Here is an 18,335-nt window from a genome sequence, read left to right on the forward strand (position 1 = left end):
GCAAAACGGCTCCGGTCGTCAGACCGCAACCGGCTCGAAAAGCTAGGCGCGCGGAGGTCGTTTCAGCCCGTCGACCGAGGCTGACGCATGCGGGGAGGTGTAGCGGGCTGCCCCGTGATCCAGAGGAATCGCAAGGGCGGCGTCCTCGCCACCCGATGTCAGAATGGCGGTTGCGGGCGCACAGGAGATCATCATCGTGCAGCTCGCCTCGTCACAGATATGGTCAGCACCGGCACCCATGGAGGCGGCCTGCTCTTCCATCTCTGCGGACATGGCGTCCATGCAGCACGCTTCGTCATGATGGGCCGGGCCGCAGGCCTCCGGCTCATGTCCGACCTGCGCGAGCGCGGGCGAGGACAGGACCAGGGCGAGCGAAATCACCGCCAGCGCAAATGCGGCGATGCTCGATCTCACATTAATCCATGCGACATGCGTCAAAGCACTGTCCTGATCGCGGTTGCGGCTCGTCACCCAATATATAGCGCGCTGTCAGCGTTAAATGAAGTGCTGCTACCTGTTTTCGCGACGGCAATCGACCTTGGCTACTCCCCGCCGCCGGCGTTGGCGGAGCCTTCCATCATCTCCTGGCGCGCCATCATCTGCTCCATCATGTCCTGCATCATCGACATGCGTTGACTGCAACGCTCCATCATGTCTCCGTGATCGCAGTGGTCCATCATGGCGCCCATGCGGCTCTGCATCAGCTCGCGATGCTCGGCCATCAAGCGACGGCGTTCTTCGGGATCGTCGGTATTGCGTGCCTCGTCCATCAGGCTACGCATGCGCGTCATGTGCTCGTGGTGACCGGTCATGTCCATTTCGCCCATCATCATGGGCCGATGTGCGCCGCGATCGCCATGGGAGCTCTGTGTCGTGCTCTCCGCGCCGTGGTGCGCGCCATGATCCCCATCGGCATCGGGTTGCTGGCCGAATGCGGCTCCGCCAAGCAGGGCGGAGGCGGCGATGGCAGTTATCCAAATCTGTTTCATCGGATCGTCTCCTGTCGAGATCGCTTGCTTCAAACTCAGTACGCACTGAAGCCGTCATTCCCTCACCGGATGCGGTGCATCAGCTTGAAAATTGTTCTGGGCTCGCGCAGCAGCGCGCCGAGTAGCGATTTCTGGCCAAGGCTCGGCTTTTCTATCCAATACCAGGAGATCGCGGCGATCGCCGCGGTGGCAGGGATCGTGAAGGCCCCAACGGTCCAGGGGTCCGCTTCGGGCTCGGCAAGCAGCACGAGCTGCATGATCGGATAGTGCCAGATATAGATGCCATACGACCAATCTGGGACGGCGCTCCATGTCGGCGCCCCGCCGAACCGCGCGAACGCTACCCAGAAAAGGAGCGAGCCGATCGCGAGGTTGAGAAAGAGTTCGGCGAGAGGCGCCTCCCCCAGGAACAGCCAAAGCGGAAGGGCCGCGATCGCGGCCCATGGCAGAACAGGAAGCCGCTCGCGCCACAAATATACGACCATGCCCAAAGTGAAAGCCGCCGACAGGCGCGCCGCGCTCGTAAACAGGGCCGGAGCCTCTGGCCAGGTTGTCTGGATGAGCAGATACGCAAGATTGGCGATCGCGAAGTATACGAGCGCGGCGACACGGCCCCAGGGAAGAGGCGTGAAGAACAACAGGGCGGCGGCGATATAGGCGATAACCTCATAACGCAGCGTCCAGAGCGTGGCCGAGAACTCACCCCGCCAGGGATGATCCGGGAAGATGCCGGCCGGACCTTGCGATGTGTCGAGAAATGCCAACACCTGGAACGGGTACGTCCAGGTCTGCGGAGCCGTCCAGTAGGCTGCCTGAGACAGGCCGGTCGCTACAGGGCCAACAAAAAACACCGCGATCGCTGAAAGAAATACCAGAGCCGGCATGAGGCGCAGAATGCGCGACGCCGCATAGGTGAAGGGATCCGCGCGATGCTCGAGGCTGTTGGCAATCAGGAACCCGGATAGAACGAAGAAGCCGTTCACCGCGGCATAGCTTATGGACCATGCGTTGATCGCCATAGGTGGTGGAGGAAGTGGTCCTTGCGTCACGATCACCGCGTGCTCAAGGAGCACGGCACTTGCGAGAGCAAGACGGATCAGGGTGAAGCGATTGTCCCGCCCGGTGAAAGCCGCACCGATCGTTCTCAAGGAATGCCCCCCGCAAATCCGGTTACCGACCGACTACGCGCACGGCGCCCGGTTCCCTCACGGCCTCATGTCAAACCGAGGGATTTCCTGCGCCGGATCGTATCCGGGTCGTGGCTGTCACTGATCATGGCAGATCGAATCTGGATGGAGATTTCGAAATGAAGGATACCGACCTCGCGAAACCGTTGAGCATGAAGGTAACAGGCCTCTCACTGTCGGCCTTCCTCCTGGTGACCTACCTGCTTTGTATTGGCTTCGGGCTCGTCATGCCGGAGCGCTTTCATATGCACGAAGCGTGGGCGCCCTTGCTTCCCGGCTTTGAATGGCTGACCTGGACCGGTTTCTTCTTCGGCGCAGCCGGCGCCTATCTCTATGGCTGGTATATCGCGGTCGTGTTTGTTCCACTCTGGCGCTTTTTCTCAAGGCGCACTTAGGCGCGGTTGACTAGGTAGTTCATCTTTGTGGTTGCTACCGCGGGAGGCATTGAAAAATGCTCGCCCCTGGTCCGTCATTAATCGTCTTTCCGAGACCGCCCACCAAAAAATGCGTTTCTGAACCATGCTTCGACCGCATTAAGAATCCGCGGCGTCAATAGCCGACAATGAGCCTGCGAATTCATCGCCTTTCCGAGGGCACAGAAGAATGTGTCGGCACGCCATCTCAATCCTGAGGCCCGACGCGCATTGGCTCCGATGGCCCAAGATTTGCTGGAAGCCCATCATATACCGTCCGCTCGGGACGATATGCGCCACCAAGGGACATGATCGGCTTTGCGTAACTCTCGCGACCCATCCATCGATACCCTGCGGGGCCTAGCCTGCCTGCTGCTTGTCGCGCTGCACGTGATCGGAGAGGCGCCCAGTCAAGGGCTCCGGGTCCTCGACGATCACCCATTAGCGCTTTTCGCACAGCTCTTCTTTCACCTTCGCATGCCACTCTTTGCAATGTTGTCCGGCTTTGTCTATGCGGCGCGGCCGGTACAGCCGGGCCAAGTAGGCACATTCACACGGGGAAAGGCGCGCCGTTTGGTCGCTCCGTTCGTATTCGCTGCAACGACATTCGCCCTGATCATGACGGTAACGAGCGGGTCCTGGGCCATCGAGCCGGCACGCTTCTGGACAATTTATCTTCAGCCCTATGCTCAGTTCTGGTTCCTGCAGGCTCTGATCTTGATCTTTTGCGCCGTCGCATTCGTCGACCTCGCTTTGCCGCGTCGGCCTCAAACAGCAGCCTTCGTTTTCCTGGCGGTGAGCGCGTCGGCCTTCCTCTCGCCGCTGGGGCGCGGGGTGGAGTGGATGTCGCTGGACCGAGCCATCTATCTCGCGCCGTTCTTCGGTTTCGGACTGATTATGGCCCGGCTGGAATCGCCTTCGGTAAGGCGCGTCGCGCTTGTCGGCGTAGCGCTCGCACTTGTGCTGTTTGCATTTCACGCCCTAACGGTCTTTGCCGGACCGGATCGCGATATTGCCCGGCGAACGGGTCTGGCACTGGGCCTCGGTCTCACGCTCAGCGGCACGCTACTCGCCTTTCGCTTCACCATTCGTCCGTTTGCCCGGATCGGGACCTATTCGTTCAGCATCTATCTCTACCACCTGTTCGCAGTGATGAGCCTGCAGCTAGCTTATCAGCTGCTTACCCGGCCCGATCCGTATATTGGCCTCGCGCTTGGCTTGGCTGCCGGCATAGCGATACCGATTCTACTGCACGAAATTGTGCTACGCCTCGGCGGAGGCGCGTCCTTCATGCTGCTGGGATTGCGTTCTGCAAGTTGGAGAGAGAAGCAGGGGGCTGCCGCCGCGATTGAACCTCCGTCGAGCAAATCGCAGGGATTCTCGGTGGAGAAGCCTCCAACCACAAAACCTATGATATCGTGGTGAAGTAGCTTTAAAATCCGATCCCAGGGGTGAGGCGGTCGCGCAGCGAACGGAGCCGATTATGGCGGGATTGTTCTGTCTTGATGACGATCAATGGCCGGCGGTCCGGCCGCACCTTTCCACGCGTAAGTGACCCGGCGGGTAATCTCGCGCATCTTCCATGTCCTCAAATCGGGTTGCCTGTGGTGTGATTGCCCCGCCCGAGTACGGGCAGTAGACAACCATCTACAACCGCTTCGACCGATGGTCCCGGCGCCGCTTCTGGACAGGCCTTCTTGCAGTGCTGGCCTCCAGTGGCACATTGCGGAAAAGGGGGGGCGAAAAATTAGGCGATCGCGCCATCGCGGGGCGGTCAGACCTCCAAGATCCATGCACTCACCGACACGCTAGGCCGGCCCTACGCGCTCGTACTTACCGTCGGCAACGTGCCGGACACCCGAGCCACACCCGCCCTGATCTCATACGCCGGCTTGCCCGCCCATCTCAGCCACATTCCTGTTGGCTGTCGCGCCTGGCGACCCTCATTGCCTACTGGCAATGAATGAGGAGCCTAAGTCAGATGCTTAGTGGGTCTGCCTAGGTCTCGGTTCTATTCGGCGGCGCGCGTCGGACGAGATAAACCTTCTCGAAGACGAAGATCGCGGCGATGCCGCCGGCCGAGACCGCGATGATGAACGGATCGCTCAGCAGCTTCATGATGACGAAGGCGCCCAGCGCGATCAGATCGAACAGGATGGCGGCGACCAGGACGACCGGGTTGGCGCCGACATCCTCGCGCATTCGGCGCAAGACACCCCAGTGGATGATGACGTCCATCACCAGATAGAAGATCGCGCCCATCGAGGCGATGCGGCCCAGATCGAAGAAGGCCGCGAGCACGCCGGCCGCCACGACCGTGTAAACCAGGGTGTGCTGCTGGATATGGCCCGGCATGCCGAAATGGCTGTGCGGGATGAGCTTCATGTCGGTGAGCATCGCGATCATGCGCGACACCGCGAAGATGCTGGCGATAACGCCGGACGCGGTCGCGACGATGGCGAGCAGAACGGTGAACCAGACCCCGGCTTCACCCACGGCCGGACGCGCCGCCTCGGCCAGGGAATAGTCGCGCGCGGCCACGATCTCGTCGATGGAGAGGGTCGAGCCCACCGCCCAGGCGACCAGCATGTAGACCACCAGGCAGATGACAAGCGCGATCATGATCGCGCGCCCGACATTGCGGTGGGGATTGGCGATCTCCGCGCCGCTATTGGTGATCGTGGTAAAGCCCTTGTAGGCGAGGATGGCCAGCGCCACCCCGGCCAGGAAGCCCATGATCGAGGCGTCCGCGCCATCGCTCGCCCGGGCTGGCTGGAAGCTGAACCCGGCAGCAGCCAGCGCGACGAGTGCGAAGACAAGGATGCCGCCGATCTTTACAATCGCGGCCGCCTTGGATATCCCGCCGACAAGCCGGTTGCCCGCGATATTAACCAGGAAGGCGAACACGATCAGTCCCAGCGCGAGGATCGGCACGAAGACCGGGTGCGGATCGCCGGGGAAGAGCTGCAGGGTGTAGGTGGCGAAGGTGCGCGCCACCAAGCTCTCGTTGATGATCATCGAGAACGCCATCAGGAGCGCAGCACCGCCGGTGATCGTGGCCGGCCCGTAGGCCTTGTTCAGGATCATCGCGATCCCGCCGGCGGAGGGGTATTTGTTCGAGACCTTGATATAGGTATAGGCGCTGAACGCGCTGATCACGGCGGCCACCAGAAAGGCCAGCGGGAAGAGGGGTCCGGCGAACTGGGCGATCTGCCCGGTCAGGGCGAAAATACCCGCCCCGATCATGACGCCGGTGCCCATTGCCACCGCGCCCATCAACGTCAGGCTGTTCTGGGCGTACTGAGTAACACGGCTTGAGTTTTTCACCGGCACTTCCTTCTGTGTGCTGCTGCAGAGAACTACTGGACCGAGCCGGGGGCCGGATGGAGCCCTGTAGCTGCAGACGTGGGGGTCTTGGCAGCTTTTAGTATGGTTATCGTCCCGGTGAGCGTGTCCACCCGGGCCAATTCGTCCACGGCTGCAAATCCGGCCTCATTCAGGAGGGTGGGAAGAACACCGTCGGCATTGGGCTGGGTGTCCTGGACGCCGTCTAAGGCCTGTACAGTCAATCGGAACAAGAGCTGCATAAACCGGGTCTTCTGAAGACCGTAATCTGCAATGAGCAATACCCCATCGGGCTGGAGCCCCTCATAGGCCGCGTGCAAGATTCTGCGTTTCTCGGCCAGCGGTGTCTGGTGCAGGACCAGCGAGGTGACGATGCGGTTGGGCGATCGTCCAGCGATCAGTTCGCTTCCGGTAAAAAAGCCGGTCCTAAACGTGAAAGATTCACTCATCCGCCGGGCACGCCTGCGAGCCATAGCCACAGCTTGCTCATCCGGATCGACGCCGAGATAGGTTGTGAAGGGCGGCACACGCCAGATCTGCTCGGCCAGCCTGCCGGTGCCCGAGCCGATGTCTACTATTACATCTTCAGGCTTAGGAGAAAGTTCCGCGATCAACAGGGAGCGCCATCGTCCCTCCCGTGTAAAGATCGCTATTACTGCGTCGTAGAAAGGCGTCAATGCGGCGATTCCAAGCAGCGGCGTATAGCCTTTTCCATCCTCGTCCCGCTGGCCGCTCATAGCTTGACCGATCTTAGGCGTAAGGCATTGCCGATTACGGAGACCGAGCTGAGCGCCATCGCGGCGGCGGCGATCATCGGGCTCAAAAGCAGACCGAAGACCGGGTAGAGCACGCCGGCCGCGATCGGCACACCGGCCGTGTTGTAGACGAAAGCGAAGAACAGGTTCTGGCGGATATTGGCCATGGTGGCCCGGCTCAGGCGAATCGCCTTGGCCACGCCTCTGAGATCGCCCTTGACCAGCGTCACGCCGGCACTTTCCATGGCGACGTCGGTTCCGGTGCCCATCGCAACGCCGACATCGGCGCGGGCGAGCGCGGGCGCGTCGTTGACGCCATCCCCGGCCATCGCGACGACATGGCCTTTCTCGCGCAGCTCGCCCACGATGCGGTTCTTATCCTCAGGCAGAACATCGGCGTGGATCTCGTCGATCCCTAGCTGCCGGCCAATGGCTTCGGCCGTCCCTCGGCTGTCACCGGTGAGCATGACAACTTTTATGCCGGCTGCGTGCAGGGCCTCCAGGGCCTCCGGCGTGGTGTCCTTGATGGGGTCGGCGACGCCGATAAGCCCCGCTGGCCGATTGTCGACCGCTACGAACATCACCGTCTGGCCCTCGGCGCGCAGCGAATTCGCGCGTTCGGCCAATGCCGGGGAAAGCGCCCCGAGATCGCTCATCATCGCACGATTGCCGATCGCAACGTCCCGGCCCTCGACCTTGCCCGAGACACCCTTGCCGGTGACCGACTGGAAGCCGGAGACATCGGACAATGTCGCGCCGCGCGCCTCGGCACCCTTCACGATAGCTGCCGCGAGAGGGTGCTCGCTGCCGCGCTCGAGAGAGGCCGTAAGCGAGAGCAGCTCGTTTTCCTCCACCCCGTCCTCGGTCTCGACGGTGACGAGTTCGGGACGGCCTTGGGTCAGCGTGCCGGTCTTGTCGACCACGACCAGATCGACCTTTTCCAGCGTCTCGAGCGCCTCGGCATTCTTGATGAGCACGCCGTTCTTCGCGCCTTCTCCGGTCGCCACCATGATCGACATCGGGGTCGCCAGACCCAGCGCACACGGGCAGGCGATGATGAGCACGGCCACTGCGTTGACGAGACCGAAGGCCATCGCCGGCTCCGGCCCAAAGAGGGTCCACGCGATGAAGGAGAGAATCGCGATCACCACGACGATGGGCACGAACCAGCCCGCGACCACGTCGGCCAGGCGCTGGATGGGAGCGCGGCTCCTCTGCGCCTCGGCGACCATCTTCACGATCTGGGACAGCAGCGTGTCCTCGCCGACGCGCGTGGCGTGCATCACGAAGCCGCCGGACTGGTTGACCGTGCCGCCGGTGACGCTGTCGCCGGTCGATTTCTGCACCGGCATAGGCTCGCCGGTGATCATGGATTCGTCGATCGTGCTGGAACCCTCGTCGATCTCCCCGTCCACAGGGATTTTCTCGCCGGGACGCACGCGCAGCCGGTCGCCTTCTTGGAGGTCCTCGATCGACACGTCGGTTTCGCTTCCATCCGCCTCGATCCGGCGGGCATGGGGCGGGGCAAGTTCGAGCAAAGCGCGGATCGCGCCGGAGGTGGCGCTGCGCGCGCGCAGCTCCAGAACCTGACCGAGCAGGACCAGCGTCGTGATCACCGCGGCGGCCTCGAAATAGACCCCGACCCGCCCCTGCGCATCGCGGAAGGAGTCCGGGAAGAGGTCCGGCGCGATCGTGGCCACCACCGAGAAGGCATAGGCCACCGTGATGCCGAGCCCGATCAGGGTGAACATGTTGAGATTCATCGTGCGTACCGACTGCACGCCGCGCACGATGAAGGGCCAGCCGCCCCACAGCACCACGGGCGTGGCCAACACCAGCTGGATCCATTGGGCGAGGGTGCTGTCGAGTAGGCCGTGCAGGGGCCGGCCCGGCAGCATGTCGCCCATGGCGTAGACAAAGAGTGGGAAGGTCAGCGCCGCGCTGATCCAGAAGCGCCGGCTCATGTCTCTCAGCTCACTCTGGTCCTCCTCGCCGACGACGACGCCTTCAGGCTCCAGCGCCATGCCGCACAGCGGACACGGGCCGGGTTTGGGCTGACGGACCTCGGGATGCATCGGACAGGTGTAGACCGTGCCCGAATAGCCTTCGGGCACGGTGTCGTACTTTCCGTCAGGCGCAGACTTGGCGCCTCCTGCGCAGCAAGCGTTTTCGCTCGAATGGTTGTGATCATTGCTCATTGCGCGGCCTCCTCGCCGGTCGGCCGGTTCTAGGCCGGACTAGATGAATACAATACCCCTGGGGGGTATGCAAGTTGCTTGGAAATTGGCCGTTCCGAGTTAGTTGGTTCCACCTGTCGTGAAGAAGGCCACAGCCCCGCCGGCAAGACCGATGATGAAGAGCGTTGTCACCCAGTCCTGCACGCCGAATTCGCCCCCGGCGTGGTCGTGGCCAGGTTCATCCTCGGCCATCCGGTGATGCTTTCCGCGCAGCCAGAGCATGACGGCGACGATGGCGAGCGCGGCGATGTTCATGAAGAGCGTGTAGTCGAGCTTAAACTGGGCGACGTCGGAGACCGCGCGCCCGGTCTCGGGCATGACGCCGAACCAGTAGAAGCCGTAATGCAGGATGATCGCGGTCGCCACGATGCTGGCATACATGACCCCCGCGATGTAGAGCGCGACGCGCCAGCCATAGTATTTGGCGTTCACCTTCACCAGCGGGGGCACCATCAGGTCGGAATAGATAAAGCCCATGATACCGGCGAACAGCACGCCGCCCGAGCTCAGGACCGTGGCGAGCGGGATATTACCCATCGAGCCGATGAAGGTCGCTGCCGCTACAAAGGGCGCGACCATGGCGTTCTGAAGTACAACCCAGAAATTGCCGGGATTGTCCACCGCGAAATCGGACAGGAAGAGCGCTTTCCAAAAGCTGTCGGGCACGAAGACGGCGATGAAACCCGCGGCGGTGAAGCCGATCAGGATCTCCTGCCAGACCATCAGCCATTCATCGACGAAATTGTTTCCCACCCTCGCCCAGCCCTTCAGGCTGGTAATCCGGTCCATCGGATCGAAGCTCTCGGCTTCCGCGTCGCCTTCGGCCTCGACCTTTTCGCGCGCAGCCTCCATCCAAGATTTGGGATAGGTGAGCCGGATCAGGATCGTGCTGATGGCGATCAGGATCAGCCCGCCGATGATCTCGGCCACCAGGAACTGCCAGCCCAGGAAGATGAGGATCAGGATGCCCAGCTCGATCACCAGATTGGTCGAGGCGAACATGAAGGCGACGGCCGAGACGAAATGAGCGCCCTTGTGCACGAGGGCGCGCGCCGCGGCGAGCGCGGCGAACGAACAAGAGCTGGAAATCATGCCGAACAGGGTCGACAGGCTCACGCTCTTGGCGTCGGGATCGCCCATATGGCGCGTCAGGCGCCTCTTCGGCACGAAGGCCTGGATCATCCCGCTGACCGCGTAGCCAAGCACGAATGCCCAGCCGGATTTCCAGAAAAAGCCAGCCGTCGTCTTGGCGGCTTCCCCATAGCTGACCAGAATATCCATTAGCTTGCCGTCATGGCCCTTTTTCGGCTCTGGTTAGTCGAGATTGCGTTTGCGCCGCTCGAATTCCTCCTCGTCGATCTCGCCTCGGGCATAGCGCTTTTCGAGTATTTCGCGCGGGTTGGCCTGCCTCTCACTGCCGCCGCCGCGTCGAACCGCGAACCAGACGAGCAAGGCTGGGAGGCCGATGATGACGCCCCATACCAAGATCATCCAGAGGCCGCCGAACATGCCGTGTCCCCAACCGTTCATCATCTCTTCCTCCAGCAGACGTTTTCAGCGCGGCCGGGAACCAGCTCGCGATCGCAGATCAATTGTCTTGCAGATCTGGAGTGCGTGTGTCCGGGTTTACCTGGCCTTCGAATGCCGGGACCGGCCGGGCCTGCGCGTCTTCCATGGTTGTCGCCGCCCCATTCGCGGCGATGTCGTCAATCAGCCAGTCCATTTCCTTGATCTCGCGGCGCTGTGCCCGGATGATCTCATTGGCGAGTTCGCGCACTCGTAGATCTTCGATATTTGCCCGCTCGCTGGTCAGAATGGCTATGGAATGATGCGGGATCATCGCTTTCATGTAGGATCGATCTTCAACCGTTGCCTGACTGCGCACCAGCCACAGCGCCAGGACGAAGATCAGGACACTACCGGCGAAGATAGCAATGTTGATCCGCGTATTCTTATACATTGCGAGCATGAAGCTCAGCATCACGACTGCCATCGTCGCGCCCATCAGGAACATCATGTAGAAGCGGGTCTCGCTCCAACGGACATGCTCCCATGCGTAGGTGTTGAGATACATCACACCCAACATGACAATCATCCCTGTGATGATCATCGCGCCGAAGCGTAGATAGCCTTTCGTTTCGTCAGTCATTGTCGCCTCTTCTATTGTGAGCCCCCGCTCAAGGCCTAGTGATCGTGATCGGCGTGGTCGTGCTCATCCTCGGATCCTTGCCGATCCGACTCTTCAACCGACAGACCGTTCTGCAGCGAGCTGTTCGACCAGTGCACGTGCTCGATGATCCAGCTCTCGCCCTCACGGCGCATCACCAGGCTCTCCTGGCTTTTCACCGCGATTTCGCGCTCATTGAAGCGCCCGCGAAGGACCGTCTCCGTCGCGACCCAGGCCATGTCGCCGAAGATTTCAGCGGTCTGAGACAGCGTCTCGCGGGATACGCTCGACAGGAAGGCCATATCGGACATCATATGATGGGAAGCGTATTGCTCCAGGGAGCGTTCCGCGCTGCCCGATTCCAGGATCAGGACATCTTCCGCAAGCAGGCTCCGCACCTGCGCTTCGTCCTGGCTGGCCAAGGCAGAATGGAAGGCAAGAGCTGTTGCTTCGGGCGTACCCGGTGCCGAGTGCGCCGGGGCGCTTGTCGGCGAACGACCTTCTTCGGAGGCGCGGGCATGGTCGCTGGGGGTTCCCCCATCATGCGCGTGCTCCTGATCGCCACTACTCTGGTCATGAGCGTGCTCACTCTCGCTCTCGGCGGCGGCTGTCTCGTCATGACCGTGTCCGCCATCGCCGTGATCGTGGTCATGGCCTTCACCGGTTGCGGCCGGCAGGCTCTCTACGCCCAGCCCATGACGGAAGACGAGCGCTCCGCCCCACCAGGCGGTCACGGTCAGAAGCGCCGCGGCGGCAAGACCGGCCAGGCCGAAAAGCGCGCCCGGACGCTCGCTGCGTTTCAACCACCGCCAGATGCCGAGGCTGATAAACGCGGCCGCGGTCGGCAGCGCCCAGTTGCGGTGTGTCGTCATGGCCTCGTGAGAGGGACCGTCATGGGCGACAGAGTAGTAAGCGTCGAACCCCGCGATTACAGCGCCGAGCGCGGCGAGAATGCCGAGACCCAGCATCCAATCGCCGGCGGCTTGCAGGGTCGAACGCCAGCGCGTGTCGGCGGGCGCAAAGGCAGAAATCGCCAGAGCGAGCGCGCTGGTGAACAATAGCCCGACGACGAAGTGCACAAAGATCGGGTGCAGGTTCGGCTCGATCAGATTATCCATGAAAATCCCCCTAGTACCAGAGCCGCACGCCGAGGACGAAGGAGACACTGTGCGTATCCTCCCCTTCAAGCTGTGCAAAATCGACCGTCTTGCCGAACTTTTCTTGCCAACTCACGCCGATATAGGGCGCGAACTGGCGATCGATCTCGTAACGCAGGCGGGCGCCAGCCTCCGCAGAGGAAAGCCCCGCGCCCAGTCCGAGTTCCGGGACGTCCTGCGCGGAGAACGACAACTCGGCGCGCGGCTGCAGGACGAGACGCTGGGTGAGCAGGAGCTCGTATTCGGCCTCGAAGCCCGCGGTAAGGTCGCCCAGGTCGCTGAGATAGACCGCACCGTCGACTTCGAACCAGTAGGGCGCAAGGCCCTGCAGACCGACGACCGCATAGGTGGTCTCGAAATCAGGGTCGAAATCCTGGCGCAGACCCGCCTGCAGGTCGAAATAGGGCGTGATCGCGCGGCTGTAGAGTGCCTCGACCTCGAAGCCCTCGATAGAGTCCTCGGCAAGGCTGTGTTCGCCCTCGGTCTTGACCCAGATCCGGTTCAGATCGCCGCCATACCAGCCCTGCGCGTCCCAGACGAGCAGCGGTGCTCCGTCGTTGGACTGGTATTCCAGCCGGTCGGCCTGGAGGAATAGGTGACGCGTGCCGCCGCCCTCATGCTGGAGCTGGCGGCGCGCCTCGTCCATTTCGACGGTATCGTAATATTCATCGGCCGCCGACCATTGTCCCTCCTGGGCGAAGGCGGGCGCGCTCAGCGCCAGGGCCAGTGCGGCAGAGGTGATGAGACGAGCCATTAATCCCTCCCCGTCATGTGAGCGTGATGACCGGAATGGGCGTGGGCGTTCAGGTGGCTCTCCGCGTCTGCGCGCACGGAAACGACCTGCATCATGCCCGCGTGCATATGGTAGAGCAGGTGGCAGTGGAAAGCCCAGTCGCCGACCTCGTTTGCTGTGATGTCCACCGAGAGCCTCTCGCCCGGCTTCACGATGATGGTGTGCTTGCGCGGGAGATGGTCGCCCTCGTGGTTTACCACATCGAAGAACATGCCGTGCAAGTGGATCGGGTGGGGCATCATGGTGTCGTTCACCATCGTCAGGCGCAGCCGCTCGTCCTGGCGGAAGACGATCGGCTCGACGACTTCGGAAAAGCGCACCCCGTCGAACGACCACATATAGCGTTCCATGTTGCTGGTAAGATGAAGCTCGATCTCGCGTCCCGGCGCACGGGAGTCCGGGTTGGGGTCGAGACTACGCAGTTGGGAATAGCTGAGCGTGCGGTGGGGCACGTCCTCCAGCCCGATCCCCGGCTCGTCGAGCCGGCTGATGGGTGCCATCGCGACATTGGCAACGCCCGGCCACTGCGGATGGTTGTGCTCGACCATGGCAGCGCCACCGCCGACCATTGCGCCGTGATCCATCGAGTCATGGTTCATCGTCCCGAGAGCCGGGCCGTCATGTTCCATAGCCGCATGATTGCCGTTCGAGCCATGATCCATCGCCATGCCCGCGCCAGCGGCCATGGCGCTGTCGTGGCCGGCATGACCGCCCATGCCCATATCGGTCATGGTCAGCAGCGGGCGCTCGCGAAGCGGCGGGGCTTCTGCGCGCATGCCGAGCCGCGGGGCGAGCGTTGCGACGCCCATGCCCGAGCGGTCGATCGCCTCGGCCACGATCGCGTAGGCCCGGTCCTCTGTGGGTTCCACGATCACGTCGTAGGTTTCCGCGACGCCCATCTGGAACTCGTCGGTCTCGACCGGCTGGACGTTGAGCCCGTCGGCCTGGACGACAGTCATTGCCAGTCCCGGGATGCGGAAATTGAGCAGGCTCATCGCAGAGGCGTTGATGATCCGAAGCCGGACCCGCTCGCCGCGACTGAACAGGGCCGTCCAGTTGTCCTGCGGCCCGTGCCCGTTGATCAGATAGGTATAAGTTGCGCCTGTGACGTCGGATATATCTGTGCGCATCATGCGCATGCGCGCCCACATGTCGCGCTGCGCGATCGCATCGCCGAGGCCCTCTTCACGCACATCGGCCAGGAAGTCGGCGAAGGTGCGCTTCTGATAGTTCAGGCTGTCCGCGCTCTTCTTCAGCTCGTCGAAAAGCCGGTGCGGATCCATGAAGGTCCAGTCCGACAGCACGATCACGTATTCGCGGTCGTACGCGACCGGATCGGAGCCGGCCGGATCGATGACTATTGGCCCGTAATGGCCAAGTTGCTCCTGAAGCCCGGAGTGGCTGTGATACCAGTAGGTTCCAGCTTGCCTCACAGGAAATCGGTAGGTGAAGGTCTCGCCGGGCCGTATGCCGGGGAAGCTGACGCCGGGCACGCCGTCCATGTGGAACGGGATGAGGATGCCATGCCAGTGGATCGAGGTGTCCGCGTCCAGCGTGTTGGTGACCCGCAGCGTGATATCGTCGCCCTCGCGCCAGCGCAAGAGCGGGGCGGGAATGGTACCGTTTATGGTGATGGCGCGTCCGGGTCGTCCGTCAATCCTCACCGGGGACCGCCCAATCGTGAGATCAAATTCGGTCCCGCTGAGCCCGCTCTGCGGCGCAATCACGCTCTGGCTCCGCGCCCAGGCCGGCAGCAAACCGGAAGCGGCGAGCCCACTCGCGGCACCGGCCGTCAGAAACCCGCGCCTGTCAATGCGTGTCATGGATGGGGGGACCCTTTGCTGCTATCGAACTTCGCCCTCGCATCGACCGCCTCCGGGGTACCCATGGCACATCCGGGGGCGGGAGAGCTGGGCCCCGGTGGCAGCCGGCACACGGAGATTACGACGCAGAGGCCTCGCGCCCTCAAATCATTCGCAGCAGGGAGCGTCGCACCGGGCCGCTCTCATATTTCGCCTTGAGGGAACACCTGACGATACGCGTACTATCTCGTGTTTCGACCTCTTCCCGGATCCAGAGCGCCATGAACGACCATGATCTCGATACCCGTCTTTATGAACTTGGCCGACAATCGGCTCGACCGGTACGGCCTGACTTTCGGGAGGCTGTCTGGGCGAGAATCGAGAGGCGAAGCGGGGCGACGCTACGCTCACTCGGCGGGCTAGTGCCGGCCCTGTCCTGGCGCGTGGCGCCGGCAGCCTTTGCCCTGATAGTCGGAAGCTTCGCTGGGCTAAGTGCTGTCCATGCCCACGATCGTGACGTCCTGGACGCGTTCGATCCGTCCGGGCCGTACGCGCTTGTCTCGTTGAGAGAAGGACGCAAGCAATGATCCGTTCGGGATTGGTCGCGGCGGTTCTCGGCCTTGCCGGCGGTCTCATTGGCGTCTGGCTCGGCATCGGCTTGGGAAGCGGCGGCCAGGAAGGCGACAATTTTCACGCTCTGGTTCATGAAGAACTCGAACTTGATGCAGAACAGGACACACGCATCGACGAGATCGAAGCCCGTTTCGCTGCCATCAGAGACGCGAAGGAAGCCGAACTGCGAGAGGCGCGCGAGGCGATCGGTGAGGCGTTATTGCGTGATAAAGCGTTGTCTGAGGATGTTACGGCCGCAACCGCGCGCTACCACGATGCCATGGTCGAGCTGCAGCTTGCCACGCTCGATCATCTCCTGGCGATGCGCGCCGAGCTTTCGCCGGAGCAGGCGCAGGAGTTCGACGATATACTCGGTCGCGCTTTTGATGACCAAGGCTGATAAGCCAGCTGCCTCAGCGGTGACTGCTGGCGAGCCCCTCGTAGCCGCAGCCCGTCATGGCGACCGGTACGCCTTCGACCGGCTGATGACGCGCGACGCACCGCGCCTGGTGCGGTTTGCGATTAGCCAAGGGCTGAGCGAAGACGACGCCAATGATGTTGCGCAGGACACTTTCGTCGCCGTCTACCGCAACCTGCATCGCTATGACCCGTCGCGGCCCTTTCAAACTTGGCTGTTCGCCATCGCCCGTAACAAGCTGCGCGACCATTTCCGCCGCCGAAGCGTACTGAAATGGATCGGCGCCGAGGACACACTTGAACAAATACCGACAGACGCGCCTTCACCGGAGCGCCAGACCTCCGATCGGCAAGCCCTGGACGCGACAGAACAGGCTATAGCCAAGTTACCAGAGGGCCTTCGGATCCCGCTCCTCCTCGCTTCAATCGAAGGTCTTTCCCTATCCGAAATCGGTGAAATCATGGGCATCTCGGCAAAGGCGGCCGAGGTGCGCGTCTACCGGGCAAGGCGCAAGATCAAGTCAGATATGGGATAATGGAGATTATGCGCGGTGCGCTACGGCACTTCACGTAGAATACTCGCTACGCATCGCCGAAACCGGAAGGCGGACCGCCACGACGCGGCGGGCCCACATAAGCAGGGCGACGCGTAGTATCAGCGGCGCCCAAGGGCTGCCGCCACTCGCACGCACGTCGTGTAGCCGCCTCACACTTGAAATTCTGTGCTCTGGGTAGACGCCCGGATTGCTGGCCTGGAAGGCTTCTTGTTCGTATGGCATGAGCCCCAAGGCTCTTTTGCCGGGACTCGTCACGAGCGCAGCAGAGACGATTAGCAAAGGAAATCGATCGAGGGACAACCAACCAGCATGCGAGATTGCCGTACATGGTATGGGGGTGCTGTCAGCGCGCCTTGAAGTCCTCCATTTTTTGGCGCGGGCAGTCGAACTTACTTATTTCTCAGAGCCAGCAACCTGTTCCCTCTCCTCCAATAAATCGATGATCGAACACGAGGGCTTCCTGCCTCCCTCACAGGCATTCGTCATTTGGACGAGCCGGACTTTCATCTTGTGAAGCTCCGCGATCTTCTCGCGAACGGCGTGAAGGTGGCGCCGCGTGAGAGCCGAAACTTCGCCACAGGTGTAGTCGCCCGCATCGACATGGCAGAGCAGGTCGCGCAATTGCTCAATCGAAAAGCCCAACCCCCGGCCGCGAAGGATAAAGCCGAGCCGGCGCTGATCTTCGACGGAGTAGACCCGGTGTCCACCTTGTGTCCGGTCCGGCTCCCTGAGCAGGCCGATCTTCTCGTAATAGCGGATCGTCTCACCATTGCAGCCGATCTTGCGCGCCAGCGCGCCGCGCCTCAGCCCGCCTCGCGATTGTGTGATCGTCATTCTCAGAGAACACCCTTGAAGCTGTAGCCGGTACAGATTGTATCCCGGTTCCATAGCGATTTCGACCCCGGAGCACGCCCATGGACCAGACCGACGATATAGCCGACGCGAGTTCCTCACGCTCTAAAGTCAGGCGGCAGCACACGGGCTGGCTCGCTGGAGGCTCGCTGCTCGCAGCGCTCGGCGTTACATCCTGCTGTGTGTTGCCTCTTGCCCTCGTACTGGCCGGGGTTTCCGGCGCCTGGATCGGGACCCTGACTGCGCTCGAACCCTACAAGCCGATTTTCGCGGTCATCGCGATCGGCCTGATCGGCCTCGGTTTCTGGCAGGTCTACGGACGGCGGACCAAGTGCGATGATCGGCAGGGTGGCCGCACCGTGTCGAGCCTGACCGTTAAACTCGCTCTCTGGACTTCGACACTACTCGTTGCACTGGCCCTGACCGCCGGCGTCTGGGCGCCGCTTTTCTACTAGGAGGATCATCATGATCACACTGTTTGCATCTGCGCTGAGCGCGGCATTTCTCGGTCTATCGACTGCGGCGGCGCCGGAGGTGGCCATCTCCTCCGCAACGACGGGTGAAACCAACCAGGAAACCCACCGGCGCACCGTGGTGTTCGAGGTGCAGAACATGAGCTGCGTCACCTGTCCGATCGCGGTGAAGGCGGCGATGAACCGTGTCGACGGGGTCGAGCAGGTCGAGATTGACTACCAAACCAGGGAGGCCAGCGTCACATTCGATCCCCGGCGGACAAGTTCCGTCGCAATTGCCCAAGCCTCGACCAGTGCGGGTTATCCTGCGGCGCTTCGTCAAGACTGAACCACGACCTTGCGGGAGAAAACCATTATACCGACCTCGACGCTGACCTGCCCGGAGTGTTCTCACAGCGAGACCGAGACGATGCCGGTCGATGCCTGCCAGTTCTTCTATGACTGCAAGGGGTGCGGGACGCTGCTCCGTCCCAAGTCGGGCGATTGCTGCGTGTTCTGTTCCTACGGGACCCAGCCCTGTCCGCCGATACAGGAAGCGCGGGCGAACGGGACCGCCGGCGCCTGCCGCAGCTGCTAGCG

20 protein-coding genes are annotated in these 18,335 nt (G+C 62.2%); 7 read left to right on the plus strand and 13 right to left on the minus strand.

The window, feature by feature from the left end:
• Nucleotides 1–42: 42 nt before the first annotated feature.
• The 3 genes from E5162_RS05975 to E5162_RS05985 form a co-directional block, all read right to left on the minus strand.
• Nucleotides 43–438 carry a hypothetical protein gene (locus tag E5162_RS05975; protein ID WP_159227577.1) on the minus strand — a complete coding sequence of 132 codons (396 nt, stop codon included), beginning with the start codon at nucleotides 436–438 and terminating at the stop codon, nucleotides 43–45.
• A 104-nt stretch (nucleotides 439–542) separates the two neighbouring features.
• Nucleotides 543–989: a hypothetical protein gene (locus E5162_RS05980; protein WP_135944005.1), complete on the minus strand. Its 447-nt coding sequence runs from the start codon at nucleotides 987–989 to the stop codon at nucleotides 543–545.
• A gap of 62 nt (nucleotides 990–1,051) precedes the next feature.
• On the minus strand, nucleotides 1,052–2,137 hold the full coding sequence (locus tag E5162_RS05985) for an acyltransferase family protein (RefSeq protein WP_158291216.1): 1,086 nt from the start codon (nucleotides 2,135–2,137) through the stop codon (nucleotides 1,052–1,054).
• A gap of 158 nt (nucleotides 2,138–2,295) precedes the next feature.
• Here E5162_RS05985 and E5162_RS05990 point away from each other — a divergent pair, with 158 nt between their 5' ends.
• Nucleotides 2,296–2,571 carry a DUF5676 family membrane protein gene (locus E5162_RS05990; RefSeq protein WP_135944007.1) on the plus strand — a complete coding sequence of 92 codons (276 nt, stop codon included), beginning with the start codon at nucleotides 2,296–2,298 and terminating at the stop codon, nucleotides 2,569–2,571.
• 336 nt (nucleotides 2,572–2,907) lie between these two features.
• A complete protein-coding gene (locus tag E5162_RS05995; RefSeq protein WP_135944008.1) occupies nucleotides 2,908–4,014 on the plus strand; it encodes an acyltransferase family protein in 1,107 nt (368 codons plus the stop codon).
• A gap of 573 nt (nucleotides 4,015–4,587) precedes the next feature.
• On the opposite strand, the gene E5162_RS06000 is transcribed toward E5162_RS05995, so the two are convergent.
• The 9 genes from E5162_RS06000 to E5162_RS06040 all read right to left on the minus strand — a co-directional run bounded on the left by E5162_RS06000 (nucleotide 4,588) and on the right by E5162_RS06040 (nucleotide 14,866).
• Complete coding sequence (locus E5162_RS06000; protein WP_135944157.1) at nucleotides 4,588–5,865, minus strand: APC family permease; 1,278 nt, start codon at nucleotides 5,863–5,865, stop codon at nucleotides 4,588–4,590.
• 83 nt (nucleotides 5,866–5,948) lie between these two features.
• Nucleotides 5,949–6,671: a class I SAM-dependent methyltransferase gene (locus E5162_RS06005; RefSeq protein WP_135944009.1), complete on the minus strand. Its 723-nt coding sequence runs from the start codon at nucleotides 6,669–6,671 to the stop codon at nucleotides 5,949–5,951.
• Nucleotides 6,668–8,887, minus strand: coding sequence for a copper-transporting P-type ATPase (locus tag E5162_RS06010; RefSeq protein ID WP_135944010.1), 2,220 nt, complete (start codon nucleotides 8,885–8,887; stop codon nucleotides 6,668–6,670). The genes E5162_RS06005 and E5162_RS06010 overlap by 4 nt, the downstream gene beginning before the upstream one ends.
• A 99-nt stretch (nucleotides 8,888–8,986) precedes the next feature.
• Complete coding sequence (locus E5162_RS06015) at nucleotides 8,987–10,207, minus strand: permease (RefSeq protein WP_135944011.1); 1,221 nt, start codon at nucleotides 10,205–10,207, stop codon at nucleotides 8,987–8,989.
• A gap of 33 nt (nucleotides 10,208–10,240) precedes the next feature.
• Nucleotides 10,241–10,459, minus strand: coding sequence for an SHOCT domain-containing protein (locus tag E5162_RS06020; protein ID WP_135944012.1), 219 nt, complete (start codon nucleotides 10,457–10,459; stop codon nucleotides 10,241–10,243).
• 55 nt (nucleotides 10,460–10,514) lie between these two features.
• On the minus strand, nucleotides 10,515–11,075 hold the full coding sequence (locus tag E5162_RS06025; protein ID WP_135944013.1) for a DUF305 domain-containing protein: 561 nt from the start codon (nucleotides 11,073–11,075) through the stop codon (nucleotides 10,515–10,517).
• Nucleotides 11,076–11,110: 35 nt separating this feature from the next.
• On the minus strand, nucleotides 11,111–12,211 hold the full coding sequence (locus tag E5162_RS06030; protein ID WP_135944014.1) for a DUF2231 domain-containing protein: 1,101 nt from the start codon (nucleotides 12,209–12,211) through the stop codon (nucleotides 11,111–11,113).
• Nucleotides 12,212–12,221: 10 nt separating this feature from the next.
• Nucleotides 12,222–13,004: a copper resistance protein B gene (locus E5162_RS06035; protein WP_135944015.1), complete on the minus strand. Its 783-nt coding sequence runs from the start codon at nucleotides 13,002–13,004 to the stop codon at nucleotides 12,222–12,224.
• A complete protein-coding gene (locus tag E5162_RS06040) occupies nucleotides 13,004–14,866 on the minus strand; it encodes a copper resistance system multicopper oxidase (RefSeq protein ID WP_135944016.1) in 1,863 nt (620 codons plus the stop codon). The genes E5162_RS06035 and E5162_RS06040 overlap by 1 nt, the downstream gene beginning before the upstream one ends.
• Nucleotides 14,867–15,428: 562 nt before the next feature.
• On the opposite strand from E5162_RS06040, the gene E5162_RS06045 reads away from it, so the two are divergent.
• Both E5162_RS06045 and E5162_RS06050 read left to right on the plus strand, forming a co-directional pair.
• A complete protein-coding gene (locus E5162_RS06045) occupies nucleotides 15,429–15,857 on the plus strand; it encodes a Spy/CpxP family protein refolding chaperone (RefSeq protein ID WP_135944017.1) in 429 nt (142 codons plus the stop codon).
• Complete coding sequence (locus tag E5162_RS06050) at nucleotides 15,844–16,410, plus strand: RNA polymerase sigma factor (RefSeq protein WP_158291217.1); 567 nt, start codon at nucleotides 15,844–15,846, stop codon at nucleotides 16,408–16,410. The genes E5162_RS06045 and E5162_RS06050 overlap by 14 nt, the downstream gene beginning before the upstream one ends.
• A 414-nt stretch (nucleotides 16,411–16,824) precedes the next feature.
• Here the strand turns inward: E5162_RS06050 and E5162_RS06055 are convergent, their stop codons facing one another.
• On the minus strand, nucleotides 16,825–17,265 hold the full coding sequence (locus E5162_RS06055) for a MerR family transcriptional regulator (RefSeq protein ID WP_135944019.1): 441 nt from the start codon (nucleotides 17,263–17,265) through the stop codon (nucleotides 16,825–16,827).
• Nucleotides 17,266–17,345: 80 nt separating this feature from the next.
• Here E5162_RS06055 and E5162_RS06060 point away from each other — a divergent pair, with 80 nt between their 5' ends.
• From E5162_RS06060 to E5162_RS15125, 3 genes are read left to right on the plus strand one after another with little or no spacing between them, the layout of a single operon-like run.
• Complete coding sequence (locus E5162_RS06060; protein ID WP_135944020.1) at nucleotides 17,346–17,738, plus strand: mercuric transporter MerT family protein; 393 nt, start codon at nucleotides 17,346–17,348, stop codon at nucleotides 17,736–17,738.
• 10 nt (nucleotides 17,739–17,748) lie between these two features.
• On the plus strand, nucleotides 17,749–18,084 hold the full coding sequence (locus E5162_RS06065) for a cation transporter (protein ID WP_135944021.1): 336 nt from the start codon (nucleotides 17,749–17,751) through the stop codon (nucleotides 18,082–18,084).
• Nucleotides 18,085–18,108: 24 nt separating this feature from the next.
• Complete coding sequence (locus E5162_RS15125) at nucleotides 18,109–18,333, plus strand: GDCCVxC domain-containing (seleno)protein (protein ID WP_135944158.1); 225 nt, start codon at nucleotides 18,109–18,111, stop codon at nucleotides 18,331–18,333.
• Nucleotides 18,334–18,335 lie beyond the last annotated feature (2 nt).

This window comes from Marinicauda pacifica (assembly GCF_004793635.1).
Lineage (GTDB): Bacteria > Pseudomonadota > Alphaproteobacteria > Caulobacterales > Maricaulaceae > Marinicauda > Marinicauda pacifica.

Bases quoted from the DNA above. Each gene is read 5' to 3' on its own strand.
- E5162_RS05980 (WP_135944005.1), bottom strand. From the start codon at position 989: ATGAAACAGATTTGGATAACTGCCATCGCCGCCTCCGCCCTGCTTGGC.
- E5162_RS05990 (WP_135944007.1), top strand. From the start codon at position 2,296: ATGAAGGATACCGACCTCGCGAAACCGTTGAGCATGAAGGTAACAGGC.
- E5162_RS06000 (WP_135944157.1), bottom strand. From the start codon at position 5,865: ATGGGCGCGGTGGCAATGGGCACCGGCGTCATGATCGGGGCGGGTATT.
- E5162_RS06005 (WP_135944009.1), bottom strand. From the start codon at position 6,671: ATGAGCGGCCAGCGGGACGAGGATGGAAAAGGCTATACGCCGCTGCTT.
- E5162_RS06010 (WP_135944010.1), bottom strand. From the start codon at position 8,887: ATGAGCAATGATCACAACCATTCGAGCGAAAACGCTTGCTGCGCAGGA.
- E5162_RS06015 (WP_135944011.1), bottom strand. From the start codon at position 10,207: ATGGATATTCTGGTCAGCTATGGGGAAGCCGCCAAGACGACGGCTGGC.
- E5162_RS06020 (WP_135944012.1), bottom strand. From the start codon at position 10,459: ATGATGAACGGTTGGGGACACGGCATGTTCGGCGGCCTCTGGATGATC.
- E5162_RS06025 (WP_135944013.1), bottom strand. From the start codon at position 11,075: ATGACTGACGAAACGAAAGGCTATCTACGCTTCGGCGCGATGATCATC.
- E5162_RS06030 (WP_135944014.1), bottom strand. From the start codon at position 12,211: ATGGATAATCTGATCGAGCCGAACCTGCACCCGATCTTTGTGCACTTC.
- E5162_RS06035 (WP_135944015.1), bottom strand. From the start codon at position 13,004: ATGGCTCGTCTCATCACCTCTGCCGCACTGGCCCTGGCGCTGAGCGCG.
- E5162_RS06040 (WP_135944016.1), bottom strand. From the start codon at position 14,866: ATGACACGCATTGACAGGCGCGGGTTTCTGACGGCCGGTGCCGCGAGT.
- E5162_RS06045 (WP_135944017.1), top strand. From the start codon at position 15,429: ATGATCCGTTCGGGATTGGTCGCGGCGGTTCTCGGCCTTGCCGGCGGT.
- E5162_RS06050 (WP_158291217.1), top strand. From the start codon at position 15,844: ATGACCAAGGCTGATAAGCCAGCTGCCTCAGCGGTGACTGCTGGCGAG.
- E5162_RS06055 (WP_135944019.1), bottom strand. From the start codon at position 17,265: ATGACGATCACACAATCGCGAGGCGGGCTGAGGCGCGGCGCGCTGGCG.
- E5162_RS06060 (WP_135944020.1), top strand. From the start codon at position 17,346: ATGGACCAGACCGACGATATAGCCGACGCGAGTTCCTCACGCTCTAAA.
- E5162_RS06065 (WP_135944021.1), top strand. From the start codon at position 17,749: ATGATCACACTGTTTGCATCTGCGCTGAGCGCGGCATTTCTCGGTCTA.